At 55.8% G+C, this 14577-nt stretch carries 9 protein-coding genes; all 9 read left to right on the top strand.

What is annotated here, in order from left to right:
- Positions 1–17 precede the first annotated feature (17 nt).
- The 9 genes from rplJ to rpsJ all read left to right on the top strand — a co-directional run bounded on the left by rplJ (position 18) and on the right by rpsJ (position 14524).
- Positions 18–518 carry a 50S ribosomal protein L10 gene (gene rplJ / locus ACSSVH_RS23485; protein WP_003176433.1) on the top strand — a complete coding sequence of 167 codons (501 nt, stop codon included), beginning with the start codon at positions 18–20 and terminating at the stop codon, positions 516–518.
- Positions 519–596: 78 nt separating this feature from the next.
- Positions 597–962, top strand: a complete 366-nt coding sequence (gene rplL / locus ACSSVH_RS23480) for a 50S ribosomal protein L7/L12 (RefSeq protein WP_003210093.1) — start codon at positions 597–599, stop codon at positions 960–962.
- Positions 963–1181: 219 nt separating this feature from the next.
- Positions 1182–5255: a DNA-directed RNA polymerase subunit beta gene (rpoB, locus tag ACSSVH_RS23475; RefSeq protein WP_029299252.1), complete on the top strand. Its 4074-nt coding sequence runs from the start codon at positions 1182–1184 to the stop codon at positions 5253–5255.
- A gap of 64 nt (positions 5256–5319) precedes the next feature.
- Entirely contained in the window at positions 5320–9519 is a 4200-nt protein-coding gene (gene rpoC, locus ACSSVH_RS23470; protein WP_169951377.1) for a DNA-directed RNA polymerase subunit beta', read from the top strand.
- Between the two features lie 216 nt (positions 9520–9735).
- A complete protein-coding gene (gene rpsL / locus ACSSVH_RS23465) occupies positions 9736–10107 on the top strand; it encodes a 30S ribosomal protein S12 (protein WP_002555494.1) in 372 nt (123 codons plus the stop codon).
- A 117-nt stretch (positions 10108–10224) separates the two neighbouring features.
- Entirely contained in the window at positions 10225–10695 is a 471-nt protein-coding gene (gene rpsG / locus ACSSVH_RS23460) for a 30S ribosomal protein S7 (RefSeq protein WP_002555493.1), read from the top strand.
- 30 nt (positions 10696–10725) lie between these two features.
- Positions 10726–12831, top strand: a complete 2106-nt coding sequence (fusA, locus tag ACSSVH_RS23455) for an elongation factor G (protein ID WP_029299268.1) — start codon at positions 10726–10728, stop codon at positions 12829–12831.
- A 30-nt stretch (positions 12832–12861) separates the two neighbouring features.
- Complete coding sequence (tuf, locus tag ACSSVH_RS23450) at positions 12862–14055, top strand: elongation factor Tu (protein WP_003176426.1); 1194 nt, start codon at positions 12862–12864, stop codon at positions 14053–14055.
- Positions 14056–14212: 157 nt separating this feature from the next.
- Positions 14213–14524, top strand: a complete 312-nt coding sequence (rpsJ, locus tag ACSSVH_RS23445; protein ID WP_003186070.1) for a 30S ribosomal protein S10 — start codon at positions 14213–14215, stop codon at positions 14522–14524.
- Positions 14525–14577: the final 53 nt, after the last annotated feature.

Genomic DNA, 14577 nt, shown 5'->3' with positions numbered 1-14577 from the left:
AAGCAGGAGTTAAACCCGTGGCAATTAATCTCGAAGACAAGAAGGCCATCGTCGCTGAAGTCAACGAGGCTGCCAAAGCTGCTCTGTCCGCTGTCGTGGCTGATGCCCGTGGTGTGACAGTAGGCGCTATGACCGGACTCCGTAAAGAGGCTCGTGAAGCTGGCGTATACGTACGTGTTGTACGTAACACCCTGCTCAAGCGCGCTGTTGCTGACACTGAATACAGTGTCCTCAACGACGTGTTCACCGGCCCGACTCTGATCGCGTTCTCCAAGGATCATCCAGGCGCTGCTGCCCGTTTGTTCAAGGAATTCGCCAAGAGTCAGGATAAGTTCGAGATCAAGGCAGCTGCGTTCGAGGGCAAGTTCCTCGCAGCTAACCAAATCGACGTACTGGCAACACTGCCGACCCGTAACGAAGCTATTTCGCAGCTGATGAGCGTGATTCAAGGCGCTACCAGCAAGCTGGCTCGTACTCTGGCCGCAGTTCGCGAGCAAAAAGAAGCTGCAGCAGCCTAAGGCTGAGCAACTTCTCTCGCGTTTTTTTGTTTATTTCGATGGCCGCGTAGGCCGTCCCCCAATTCAGGAAATACAGCAATGTCTATCTCCCAAGACGATATCCTCAACGCCGTAGCTGAAATGTCGGTTCTGCAGGTTGTTGAGCTGATCAAAGCTTTCGAAGAAAAATTCGGCGTTTCCGCTGCCGCTGCTTCCGCTGGCCCAGCTGTTGCTGCTGTTGCTGCTGAAGAGCAAACCGAATTCAACGTCATGCTGCTGGAAGCTGGCGAGAAGAAAGTAAACGTGATCAAGGCAGTACGTGAACTGACCGGTCTGGGCCTGAAAGAAGCCAAGGCTGTAGTTGACGGCGCTCCTGCCCAGGTTCTGGAAGCAGTGTCGAAAGACGCCGCTGACAAAGCCAAAGCAGTACTGGAAGAAGCAGGCGCTAAAGTCGAGCTGAAGTAAGCATCGACCTTGCGTTTCCAGCCCAAGCGTTAAGCTGAAGGCTGATGGCTGGTGGCTCTTGCCACCGGCCTTTTTCCGTTCTTGGCTGTCGACTCGGTCGCCGCCACTAACGCGCTGTAGCCACCCGATGCGGTGGTGCAAACCATGGGGTTTGCAAGATTTTCTGGCTGCTCCCGTCGGGAGGGCCAAACAAGCAGGTGACCAAGCTGGGGAACGCTGATGGCTTACTCATATACTGAGAAAAAACGTATCCGCAAGGACTTTAGCAAGTTGCCGGACGTCATGGATGTCCCGTACCTTCTGGCTATCCAGCTGGATTCGTATCGTGAATTCTTGCAGGCGGGAGCGACCAAAGATCAGTTCCGCGACGTGGGCCTGCATGCGGCCTTCAAATCCGTTTTCCCGATCATCAGCTACTCCGGCAATGCTGCGCTGGAGTACGTCGGTTATCGCCTGGGCGAACCGGCATTTGATGTCAAAGAATGCGTGTTGCGCGGTGTTACGTACGCCGTACCTTTGCGGGTAAAAGTTCGTCTGATCATTTTCGACAAAGAATCGTCGAACAAAGCGATCAAGGACATCAAAGAGCAAGAAGTCTACATGGGCGAAATCCCATTGATGACTGAGAACGGTACCTTCGTTATCAACGGTACCGAGCGTGTAATCGTTTCCCAGCTGCACCGTTCCCCGGGCGTGTTCTTCGACCACGACCGCGGCAAGACGCACAGCTCCGGCAAGCTCCTGTACTCCGCGCGGATCATTCCGTACCGTGGTTCGTGGTTGGACTTCGAGTTCGACCCTAAAGACTGCGTGTTCGTGCGTATCGACCGTCGTCGCAAGCTGCCGGCCTCGGTACTGCTGCGCGCGCTCGGCTACACCACCGAGCAGGTGCTGGACGCTTTCTACACCACCAACGTATTCAGCCTGAAGGATGAAACCCTCAGCCTGGAGCTGATTGCTTCGCGTCTGCGTGGTGAAATTGCCGTCCTGGATATCCAGGATGAGAAGGGCAAGGTCATTGTTGAGGCTGGCCGTCGTATTACTGCGCGCCACATCAACCAGATCGAAAAAGCCGGTATCAAGTCGCTGGACGTGCCTCTGGACTACGTCCTGGGTCGCACTACCGCCAAGGTTATCGTTCACCCGGCCACAGGCGAGATCCTGGCTGAGTGCAACACCGAGCTGAACACCGAGATCCTGGCAAAAATCGCCAAGGCCCAGGTTGTTCGCATCGAGACCCTGTACACCAACGATATCGACTGCGGTCCGTTCGTCTCCGACACCCTGAAGATCGACTCCACCAGCAACCAATTGGAAGCGCTGGTCGAGATCTATCGCATGATGCGTCCTGGCGAGCCACCAACCAAAGACGCTGCCGAAACCCTGTTCAACAACCTGTTCTTCAGCCCTGAGCGCTATGACCTGTCTGCGGTCGGCCGGATGAAGTTCAACCGTCGTATCGGTCGTACCGAGATCGAAGGTTCGGGCGTGCTGTGCAAGGAAGACATCGTTGCGGTCCTGAAGACTCTGGTCGACATCCGTAACGGCAAAGGCATCGTCGATGACATCGACCACCTGGGTAACCGTCGTGTTCGCTGCGTAGGCGAAATGGCCGAGAACCAGTTCCGCGTTGGCCTGGTGCGTGTTGAGCGTGCGGTCAAAGAGCGTCTGTCGATGGCCGAAAGCGAAGGCCTGATGCCGCAAGACCTGATCAACGCCAAGCCAGTGGCTGCGGCGGTGAAAGAGTTCTTCGGTTCCAGCCAGCTTTCGCAGTTCATGGACCAGAACAACCCGCTCTCCGAGATCACCCACAAGCGCCGTGTTTCTGCACTGGGCCCGGGCGGTCTGACCCGTGAGCGTGCAGGCTTTGAAGTTCGTGACGTTCACCCGACGCACTACGGTCGTGTTTGCCCGATCGAAACGCCGGAAGGTCCGAACATCGGTCTGATCAACTCCCTGGCTGCCTATGCGCGCACCAACCAGTACGGCTTCCTCGAGAGCCCGTACCGTGTGGTGAAAGACGCCCTGGTCACCGACGAGATCGTTTTCCTGTCCGCCATCGAAGAAGCTGATCACGTGATCGCTCAGGCTTCGGCCACGATGAACGACAAGAAAGTCCTGATCGACGAGCTGGTAGCTGTTCGTCACTTGAACGAGTTCACCGTCAAGGCGCCAGAAGACGTCACCTTGATGGACGTATCGCCCAAGCAGGTAGTTTCTGTTGCGGCGTCGCTGATCCCGTTCCTGGAACACGATGACGCCAACCGTGCGTTGATGGGTTCCAACATGCAGCGTCAAGCTGTACCGACCCTGCGCGCTGACAAGCCGCTGGTGGGTACCGGCATGGAGCGCAACGTAGCCCGTGACTCCGGCGTTTGCGTCGTGGCTCGTCGTGGCGGCGTGATCGACTCTGTTGATGCCAGCCGTATCGTGGTTCGTGTTGCCGATGACGAAGTTGAAACTGGCGAAGCCGGTGTCGACATCTACAACCTGACCAAATACACCCGCTCGAACCAGAACACCTGCATCAACCAGCGCCCGCTGGTGAGCAAGGGTGATCGCGTTCAGCGTAGCGACATCATGGCCGACGGTCCGTCCACCGATATGGGTGAGTTGGCTCTGGGTCAGAACATGCGCATCGCGTTCATGGCGTGGAACGGCTTCAACTTCGAAGACTCCATCTGCCTGTCCGAGCGTGTGGTTCAAGAAGATCGCTTCACCACGATCCACATCCAGGAACTGACCTGCGTGGCGCGTGACACCAAGCTTGGGCCTGAGGAAATCACTGCAGACATCCCGAACGTGGGTGAAGCTGCTCTGAACAAGCTGGACGAAGCCGGTATCGTTTACGTAGGTGCTGAAGTTGGCGCTGGCGACATCCTGGTCGGCAAGGTCACTCCGAAAGGCGAGACTCAACTGACTCCGGAAGAGAAGCTGCTGCGTGCCATCTTCGGTGAAAAAGCCAGCGACGTTAAAGACACCTCCCTGCGCGTACCTACCGGTACCAAGGGTACTGTCATCGACGTACAGGTCTTCACCCGTGACGGCGTTGAGCGTGATGCTCGTGCACTGTCCATCGAGAAGACCCAGCTCGACGAGATCCGCAAGGACCTGAACGAAGAGTTCCGTATCGTCGAAGGCGCGACCTTCGAGCGTCTGCGTTCCGCCCTGGTAGGCCACAAGGCCGAAGGCGGCGCAGGTCTGAAGAAAGGTCAGGACATCACCGACGAAATCCTCGACGGTCTTGAGCACGGCCAGTGGTTCAAACTGCGCATGGCTGAAGATGCTCTGAACGAGCAGCTCGAGAAGGCCCAGGCCTACATCGTTGATCGCCGCCGTCTGCTGGACGACAAGTTCGAAGACAAGAAGCGCAAACTGCAGCAGGGCGATGACCTGGCTCCAGGCGTGCTGAAAATCGTCAAGGTTTACCTGGCAATCCGTCGTCGCATCCAGCCGGGCGACAAGATGGCCGGTCGTCACGGTAACAAAGGTGTGGTCTCGGTGATCATGCCGGTTGAAGACATGCCGCACGATGCCAATGGCACCCCGGTCGACGTCGTCCTCAACCCGTTGGGCGTACCTTCGCGTATGAACGTTGGTCAGATCCTTGAAACCCACCTGGGCCTCGCGGCCAAGGGGCTGGGCGAGAAGATCAACCGTATGATCGAAGAGCAGCGCAAGGTCGCAGACCTGCGTAAGTTCCTGCACGAGATCTACAACGAGATCGGCGGCCGCAAAGAAGAGCTGGACACTTTCTCCGACCAGGAAATCCTGGATCTGGCGAAGAACCTGCGCGGCGGCGTTCCAATGGCTACCCCGGTGTTCGACGGTGCCAAGGAAAGCGAAATCAAGGCCATGCTGAAACTGGCAGACCTGCCAGAAAGCGGCCAGATGCAGCTGTTCGACGGCCGTACCGGCAACAAGTTCGAGCGCCCGGTTACTGTTGGCTACATGTACATGCTGAAGCTGAACCACTTGGTAGACGACAAGATGCACGCTCGTTCTACCGGTTCTTACAGCCTGGTTACCCAGCAGCCGCTGGGTGGTAAGGCTCAGTTCGGTGGTCAGCGTTTCGGGGAGATGGAGGTCTGGGCACTGGAAGCATACGGTGCTGCATACACTCTGCAAGAAATGCTCACAGTGAAGTCGGACGATGTGAACGGTCGTACCAAGATGTACAAAAACATCGTGGACGGCGATCACCGTATGGAGCCGGGCATGCCCGAGTCCTTCAACGTGTTGATCAAAGAAATTCGTTCCCTCGGCATCGATATCGATCTGGAAACCGAATAACACGTGACGCGAATCGAGAGCGGGGCTGTTTAGCCCGCTCTCTGCTCCGCCAGGAGGAAAGGCCTTGAAAGACCTACTGAATTTGCTGAAAAACCAGGGTCAAGTCGAAGAGTTCGACGCCATCCGTATTGGATTGGCATCGCCTGAGATGATCCGTTCGTGGTCGTTCGGTGAAGTTAAAAAGCCGGAAACCATCAACTACCGTACGTTCAAACCTGAGCGTGACGGCCTGTTCTGCGCCAAGATCTTTGGCCCGGTAAAGGATTACGAGTGCCTGTGCGGTAAGTACAAGCGCTTGAAGCACCGTGGTGTGATCTGCGAGAAGTGCGGCGTTGAAGTTGCGCTGGCCAAGGTTCGTCGTGAGCGCATGGCGCACATCGAGCTGGCTTCGCCGGTTGCCCACATCTGGTTCCTGAAATCGCTGCCGTCCCGTATCGGCTTGCTGATGGACATGACCCTGCGTGATATCGAACGCGTTCTCTACTTCGAGAGCTATGTCGTTATCGATCCAGGCATGACCACCCTTGAAAAGGGTCAGCTGCTCAACGACGAGCAGTACTTCGAAGCGCTGGAAGAGTTCGGCGACGATTTCGATGCCCGCATGGGTGCCGAAGCTGTCCGCGAACTGCTGCACGCTATCGACCTGGAACACGAGATTGGCCGCCTGCGTGAAGAAATTCCGCAAACCAACTCCGAAACCAAGATCAAGAAACTGTCCAAGCGTCTGAAGTTGATGGAAGCCTTCCAGGGTTCCGGCAACCTGCCAGAGTGGATGGTGCTGACCGTTCTGCCGGTTCTGCCGCCAGACCTGCGTCCGCTGGTACCGCTGGACGGTGGTCGTTTCGCGACGTCCGACCTCAACGACCTGTACCGCCGCGTGATCAACCGTAACAACCGCTTGAAGCGCCTGCTTGATCTGTCCGCTCCGGACATCATCGTGCGCAACGAAAAGCGTATGTTGCAAGAAGCGGTCGATGCCCTGCTCGACAACGGTCGTCGTGGCCGCGCTATTACCGGTTCCAACAAGCGTCCTCTGAAATCCTTGGCTGACATGATCAAGGGTAAGCAAGGTCGTTTCCGTCAGAACTTGCTCGGTAAGCGTGTTGACTACTCCGGTCGTTCGGTAATTACCGTAGGCCCGACCCTGCGTCTGCACCAGTGCGGTCTGCCTAAGAAGATGGCTCTTGAGCTGTTCAAGCCGTTCATCTTCGGCAAGCTGGAAATGCGCGGTCTCGCGACCACCATCAAAGCGGCCAAGAAAATGGTCGAGCGCGAACTGCCAGAGGTTTGGGACGTTCTCGCTGAAGTGATTCGCGAACACCCGGTCCTCCTCAACCGTGCACCGACCCTTCACCGTCTGGGTATCCAGGCGTTTGAACCGGTACTGATCGAAGGTAAGGCTATCCAGCTGCACCCTCTGGTCTGTGCTGCGTACAACGCCGACTTCGACGGCGACCAAATGGCCGTGCACGTACCGCTGACACTGGAAGCCCAGTTGGAAGCGCGTGCGTTGATGATGTCGACCAACAACATCCTGTCGCCAGCCAACGGTGAGCCAATCATCGTTCCGTCGCAGGACGTTGTATTGGGTCTGTACTACATGACCCGTGAAGCGATCAACGCCAAGGGCGAAGGTCGTGTGTTCGCTGACCTGCAAGAAGTTGACCGTGTGTTCCGTGCTGGCGAAGCCGCACTGCACGCCAAGGTCAAGGTGCGCATCCACGAAACGGTCAACGACCGTGACGGCGGCAGCGTGAGCAACACCCGTATCGTCGACACCACTGTCGGCCGTGCGCTGTTGTACCAGGTTGTGCCAAAAGGTCTGTCGTACGACGTCGTCAACCTGCCGATGAAGAAAAAGGCGATCTCCAAGCTGATCAACCAATGCTACCGCGTGGTTGGTCTGAAAGAGACCGTGATCTTCGCTGACCAGTTGATGTACACCGGTTTTGCTTATTCGACCATTTCCGGCGTTTCCATCGGTGTTAACGACTTCGTTATCCCGGATGAAAAAGCCCGCATCATCAGTGCTGCCACTGATGAAGTGAAAGAGATCGAGAGCCAGTACGCCTCCGGCCTGGTAACCCAGGGCGAGAAGTACAACAAAGTGATCGACCTTTGGTCCAAGGCCAACGACGAAGTTTCCAAGGCGATGATGGCCAACCTCTCGAAAGAGAAAGTCATCGACCGTCATGGCGTCGAAGTCGATCAAGAGTCTTTCAACTCGATGTACATGATGGCCGACTCGGGCGCACGGGGTTCTGCTGCGCAGATCCGTCAGCTCGCCGGTATGCGTGGCCTGATGGCCAAGCCGGACGGCTCCATCATCGAAACGCCGATTACTGCGAACTTCCGTGAAGGTTTGAGCGTACTTCAGTACTTCATCTCTACTCACGGTGCTCGTAAAGGTCTGGCGGATACCGCGTTGAAAACCGCTAACTCCGGTTACCTGACTCGTCGTCTGGTAGACGTTGCACAAGATCTGGTTGTAACCGAGATCGATTGCGGCACCGAGCACGGCCTGCTGATGACTCCGCACATTGAAGGCGGTGACGTTGTAGAGCCGCTGGGTGAGCGCGTATTGGGTCGTGTTATCGCCCGTGATGTGTTCAAGCCAGGTACCGAGGAAATCATCGTTCCTGCCGGCACCCTGGTGGATGAGAAGTGGGTCGAGTTCATCGAACTCAACAGCATCGACGAAGTGATTGTTCGCTCGCCGATCAGCTGCGAAACCCGCTACGGCATCTGCGCCAAGTGCTACGGCCGTGACTTGGCTCGTGGTCACCAGGTGAACATCGGTGAAGCGGTCGGCGTTATCGCTGCCCAGTCCATCGGTGAGCCGGGTACCCAGCTGACCATGCGTACGTTCCACATCGGTGGTGCGGCAAGCCGGACCTCCGCAGCTGACAGCGTTCAGGTGAAGAATGGCGGTACTGTCCGTCTGCACAACCTCAAACACGTTGAGCGAGTGGATGGCCACCTGGTTGCTGTGTCCCGTTCCGGTGAGCTGGCGATCGCTGATGACTTCGGTCGTGAGCGTGAGCGTTACAAGCTGCCGTACGGTGCTGTGATTTCGGTTAAAGAAGGTGACAAGGTCGACGCTGGCGCAATCGTGGCCAAGTGGGATCCGCACACTCACCCAATCGTTACCGAAATGAAAGGTACCGTGACCTACGTGGGCATGGAAGAAGGCATCACGATCAAGCGTCAGACTGACGAATTGACCGGTATGACCAACATTGAAGTCCTCGACGCCAAAGATCGTCCAGCTGCCGGTAAAGACATCCGTCCTGCCGTGAAGATGGTCGATGACAACGGCAAGGATCTGTTGCTGCCAGGCACTGACGTTATCGCTCAGTACTTCCTGCCAGCCAACGCCCTGGTCGGTGTGGCGGATGGTGCGAAGATCGCGATCGGTGATGTTATCGCGCGTATCCCGCAAGAAACTTCGAAGACCCGTGACATCACCGGTGGTCTGCCGCGTGTTGCCGACTTGTTCGAAGCTCGTCGTCCGAAAGAAGCGTCGATCCTGGCTGAAGTCAGCGGCACCATCGCGTTCGGTAAAGAGACCAAGGGCAAGCGCCGTCTGGTCATTACCCCGAACGACGGTAGCGATCCGTATGAAGAGCTGATTCCGAAGTGGCGTCACCTGAACGTCTTCGAAGGCGAACAGGTAAACCGCGGCGAAGTTATCTCCGACGGCCCGAGCGATCCACACGACATCCTGCGTCTGCTGGGTGTGAGTGCGCTAGCCAAGTACATCGTTAACGAGATCCAGGACGTTTACCGTCTGCAAGGCGTGAAGATCAACGATAAGCACATCGAGACCATCCTGCGTCAGATGCTGCGTAAAGTTGAAATCGCTGAATCCGGCGATTCGAGTTTCATCAAGGGCGACCAGATGGAACTGACTCACGTACTGGTAGAAAACGAGCGTCTGGCAACCGAAGAGAAATTTGTTTCCAAGTTCACTCGCGTGTTGCTGGGTATCACCAAGGCGTCGCTGTCCACCGAATCGTTCATCTCGGCGGCCTCCTTCCAGGAGACCACTCGCGTACTGACCGAAGCGGCGGTAACCGGCAAGCGCGATTACCTGCGCGGCCTGAAAGAAAACGTGGTTGTGGGTCGTCTGATCCCGGCCGGTACCGGCTTGGCCTACCACAGCGAGCGCAAGCGTCGCCGTGAACTCGACAAGCCGCTGCGCGTAAGCGCCAGTGAAGTGGAAGCTGCACTGACCGAAGCGCTGAACTCTAGCGGTAACTGAGTTCTGCGATAAATAAGTCCGGGCCCTGGCAGCCCCGTTCGTCGGAACAAGACAGTTTTGTCGGGTTTCGATGGAGGGGGAGGTCGGGGCCTTGCCTTGACTGGGGGCAAGATCCTCTTTAGACTCTTGTACCCCTAAATTTGGCGGGAATTCGTTCCTGCCATTTTGCTTTTCTTGCAAGACAATAGCGTCGCAAGACAACAGTGGAGCTAGTAGATGGCAACTATCAACCAGCTGGTACGTCAGCCGCGTAAGCGTATCGTCGAGAAATCCGACGTACCTGCGCTGCAGAACTGCCCGCAACGTCGTGGCGTATGCACTCGCGTGTATACCACTACGCCGAAAAAACCTAACTCGGCACTGCGTAAAGTATGCCGTGTGCGCCTGACCAACGGTTTCGAGGTTTCCTCGTACATCGGCGGTGAAGGCCACAACCTGCAAGAGCACAGCGTGGTACTGATCCGCGGCGGTCGTGTAAAAGACTTGCCAGGTGTTCGTTACCACACCGTACGCGGCTCCTTGGATACTTCCGGCGTTAAAGGTCGTAACCAGGGTCGTTCGAAGTACGGTACCAAGAAGCCTAAGTAGTAGCGGCTTTTTGTAAACTGAATCATCTTATTTTCTGAGTCGATAAGAGTAAGGTCGGAGGCGTCCCGCAAGGGCACCGATTCCGAACGAACCTGAAGACCGTTTGAGGGCTTATCCATGCCAAGAAGACGCGTAGCAGCCAAGCGCGAAGTGCTTGACGATCCAAAATACGGAAGCCAAATCCTGGCCAAGTTCATGAACCACGTGATGGAAAGCGGCAAGAAAGCCGTTGCCGAGCGTATCGTTTATGGCGCGCTGGAAAAGGTTAAAGAACGCAAGAACAGCGACCCCCTGGAAATCTTCGAGAAAGCTCTCGACGCCATCGCTCCGCTGGTCGAAGTGAAGTCGCGCCGTGTAGGCGGTGCTACTTACCAGGTTCCGGTCGAAGTTCGCCCGTCCCGTCGTAACGCCCTGGCAATGCGCTGGTTGGTAGACTTCGCCCGTAAGCGCGGCGAGAAGTCTATGGCTCTGCGTTTGGCCGGCGAGCTGTTGGACGCTGCTGAAGGTAAAGGTGCTGCTGTTAAGAAGCGTGAAGACGTGCACCGTATGGCTGAAGCTAACAAAGCTTTCTCGCACTACCGCTTCTAATCTTAGCTTCACTAATTTTGCGAGGGCTTTATGGCTCGTACTACTCCGATTAGCCGCTACCGTAACATCGGTATCGTTGCTCACGTGGATGCTGGTAAAACCACCACCACCGAGCGCGTACTGTTTTACACCGGCAAAAGTCACAAAATGGGCGAGGTGCATGATGGCGCCGCGACCACAGACTGGATGGTTCAGGAGCAGGAGCGTGGTATTACCATTACTTCTGCTGCTATTACCGCCTTCTGGAAAGGTTCTGCCAAGCAGTACAAGGACGAGCACCGCTTCAACGTAATCGATACCCCGGGCCACGTTGACTTCACTATTGAAGTTGAACGTTCCCTGCGTGTACTCGACGGCGCCGTCGTTGTGTTCTGCGGTACTTCGGGTGTTGAGCCTCAGTCGGAAACCGTATGGCGTCAAGCCAACAAGTACGGTGTTCCACGTCTTGTTTACGTAAACAAGATGGACCGTGCTGGTGCCAACTTCCTGCGCGTGATCGGTCAGATCAAGCAGCGTCTGGGTCACACTCCGGTGCCAATCCAATTGGCTATCGGTTCCGAAGACAACTTCCAGGGTCAGATCGATCTGATCACCATGGAAGCGGTCTACTGGAATGACGCCGACAAAGGCATGGTTCCTGTTCGCAAGCCTATCCCTGCAGAACTGCAGGAACTGGCTGACGAGTGGCGCAACAACCTGGTTGAGGCTGCTGCCGAAGCCAGCGAAGAGCTGATGAACAAGTACCTCGAAGGTGAAGAACTCACCAACGTGGAAATCAAGGCTGCTCTGCGTCAGCGTACTATCGCTGGTGAGATCGTCTTGGCTGTTTGCGGTTCTTCCTTCAAGAACAAGGGTGTTCCCCTGGTTCTCGACGCCGTTATCGACTACCTGCCTGCTCCAACCGACATTCCTGCTATCAAGGGTACTAACCCTGATAACGAGGAAGAAGAGATGGAGCGTCACGCTGACGACAGCGAACCGTTCTCGGCTCTGGCGTTCAAGATCGCTACCGACCCATTCGTGGGTACCCTGACTTTCGTCCGCGTTTACTCGGGCGTGTTGGCCTCCGGCGACGGCGTGATCAACTCGGTCAAGGGCAAGAAAGAGCGTGTGGGTCGTATGGTGCAAATGCACGCAAACGCCCGCGAAGAGATCAAGGAAGTGCGCGCTGGTGACATCGCGGCCCTGATCGGCATGAAGGACGTCACCACTGGTGAGACTTTGTGCGACGCTGCTAAGCCAATCATCCTGGTTCGCATGGACTTCCCGGAGCCGGTTATCTCGGTTGCCGTAGAGCCTAAGACCAAGGATGACCAGGAAAAAATGGGTATCGCTCTGGGCAAGCTTGCTCAGGAAGATCCATCTTTCCGCGTCAAGACTGATGAAGAGACTGGTCAAACGATCATCTCCGGCATGGGCGAGCTGCACCTAGACATCCTGGTTGACCGGATGCGCCGTGAGTTCAACGTCGAAGCCAACATCGGTAAGCCTCAGGTTTCCTATCGTGAGCGCATCACGAAGAACTGTGAAATCGAAGGCAAGTTCGTTCGTCAGTCCGGCGGTCGTGGTCAGTTCGGTCACTGCTGGATCCGTTTTGCTCCTGCTGACGAAGGTCAGGAAGGTCTGCAATTCGTGAACGAAGTAGTAGGTGGTGTGGTTCCTAAGGAATACATCCCTGCTATCCAGAAGGGCATCGAAGAGCAGATGAAGAACGGTGTTGTTGCCGGCTATCCGCTGATCGGCCTGAAAGCAACCGTTTTTGACGGTTCTTACCACGACGTCGACTCCAACGAGATGGCGTTTAAGGTGGCTGCTTCCATGGCAACCAAGCAACTGGCCCAGAAGGGCGGTGGTGAGTTGCTTGAGCCAATCATGGCGGTAGAAGTTGTTACACCTGAAGACTATATGGGTGATGTCATGGGCGACCTTAACCGTCGTCGCGGCATGATCTTGGGTATGGAAGACACGGTTTCCGGCAAAGTGATTCGCGCCGAGGTTCCGTTGGGTGAGATGTTCGGTTATGCGACCGACGTTCGCTCCATGTCCCAGGGTCGCGCAAGCTACTCTATGGAATTCAAAAAATACAACACAGCTCCGGCGCACATCGCTGAAACTGTATCCAAAAAACAAGGCTGATTCAGTCCTTTAGGCAAGGAGTTAATTGTCGTGGCTAAAGAAAAATTTGATCGTTCCCTACCGCACGTCAACGTTGGCACTATCGGTCACGTTGACCATGGTAAAACCACTCTGACTGCTGCTCTGACTCGCGTTTGCTCCGAAGTATTCGGTTCCGCAATCGTTGATTTCGATAAAATCGACAGCGCACCAGAAGAAAAAGCTCGTGGTATCACCATCAACACCGCGCACGTTGAATACAACTCGCTGATCCGTCACTACGCTCACGTTGACTGCCCAGGTCACGCCGACTATGTGAAGAACATGATCACCGGTGCTGCCCAGATGGACGGCGCAATCCTGGTTTGCTCGGCCGCTGATGGTCCGATGCCACAAACCCGTGAGCACATCCTGCTGTCCCGTCAGGTAGGCGTTCCGTACATCGTGGTTTACCTGAACAAGGCAGACCTGGTAGACGACGCTGAGCTGCTGGAACTGGTTGAGATGGAAGTGCGCGATCTGCTGAGCACTTACGACTTCCCAGGCGACGACACTCCGATCATCATCGGTTCTGCTCGTATGGCTCTGGAAGGTAAAGACGATAACGAAATGGGCACCACGTCCGTTCGTAAACTGGTTGAGACTCTGGACAGCTACATCCCAGATCCAGTTCGTGTTATCGACAAGCCGTTCCTGATGCCAATCGAAGACGTATTCTCGATCTCCGGTCGCGGTACTGTTGTAACTGGTCGTATCGAGCGCGGTATCGTCAAGGTTCAAGATCCACTGGAAATCGTTGGTCTGCGTGACACTACCGTCACCACCTGCACCGGTGTTGAAATGTTCCGTAAGCTGCTCGACGAAGGTCGTGCTGGCGAGAACTGCGGCGTTCTGCTGCGTGGTACCAAGCGTGACGACGTTGAGCGTGGCCAGGTTCTGGTCAAGCCAGGTTCGGTTAAGCCGCACACCAAGTTCGAAGCTGAAGTGTACGTGCTGAGCAAAGAAGAAGGCGGTCGTCACACTCCGTTCTTCAAAGGCTACCGTCCACAGTTCTACTTCCGTACTACTGACGTGACTGGTAACTGCGAACTGCCGGAAGGCGTTGAAATGGTAATGCCAGGCGACAACATCAAAATGGTTGTCACCCTGATCAAAACCATCGCAATGGAAGACGGTCTGCGTTTCGCAATCCGTGAAGGCGGCCGTACCGTTGGTGCTGGCGTTGTAGCTAAAATCATCGAGTAAGCATCTCTTCTGAGATAGCTTCGATGCTTTGAAAAGCCCCCGCTCAGCGGGGGCTTTTTTATTGGGTTGACACCTATCTGGGGCGTCTATAGAATTGCGCCTCCTTTTAACGGGCGCAGTGCGCTCGGTGGGAATAGCAGCCGGAGTCTGAAATCCAATGCAAAATCAGCAAATCCGTATCAGGTTGAAGGCTTTTGACCATCGCCTGATCGACCAATCCACCCAGGAAATCGTGGAAACCGCGAAACGTACTGGGGCACAAGTGCGTGGTCCTATTCCACTGCCTACCCGCAAAGAGCGGTTCACCGTTCTGGTCTCCCCGCACGTCAACAAAGACGCGCGTGACCAGTACGAGATCCGTACTCATAAGCGCGTTCTGGACATCGTCCAGCCAACGGATAAAACCGTTGATGCACTTATGAAGCTTGATCTGGCGGCCGGTGTGGAAGTACAGATCAGCCTCGGCTAAGACTCGGGTCTTAGTCGTGTAACGCTCTGAAATGGGCGGCCATAGCGGGTGAA

The organism is Pseudomonas sp. HC1(2025) (assembly GCF_058742075.1).
This window is presented reverse-complemented; position numbering and strand designations above follow the sequence as displayed.

Excerpts from the sequence above, each read along its gene's own strand:
- rplL (WP_003210093.1), top strand. The coding sequence starts at position 597 with ATGTCTATCTCCCAAGACGATATCCTCAACGCCGTAGCTGAAATGTCG.
- rpoB (WP_029299252.1), top strand. The coding sequence starts at position 1,182 with ATGGCTTACTCATATACTGAGAAAAAACGTATCCGCAAGGACTTTAGC.
- rpsL (WP_002555494.1), top strand. The coding sequence starts at position 9,736 with ATGGCAACTATCAACCAGCTGGTACGTCAGCCGCGTAAGCGTATCGTC.
- rpsG (WP_002555493.1), top strand. The coding sequence starts at position 10,225 with ATGCCAAGAAGACGCGTAGCAGCCAAGCGCGAAGTGCTTGACGATCCA.
- fusA (WP_029299268.1), top strand. The coding sequence starts at position 10,726 with ATGGCTCGTACTACTCCGATTAGCCGCTACCGTAACATCGGTATCGTT.
- rpsJ (WP_003186070.1), top strand. The coding sequence starts at position 14,213 with ATGCAAAATCAGCAAATCCGTATCAGGTTGAAGGCTTTTGACCATCGC.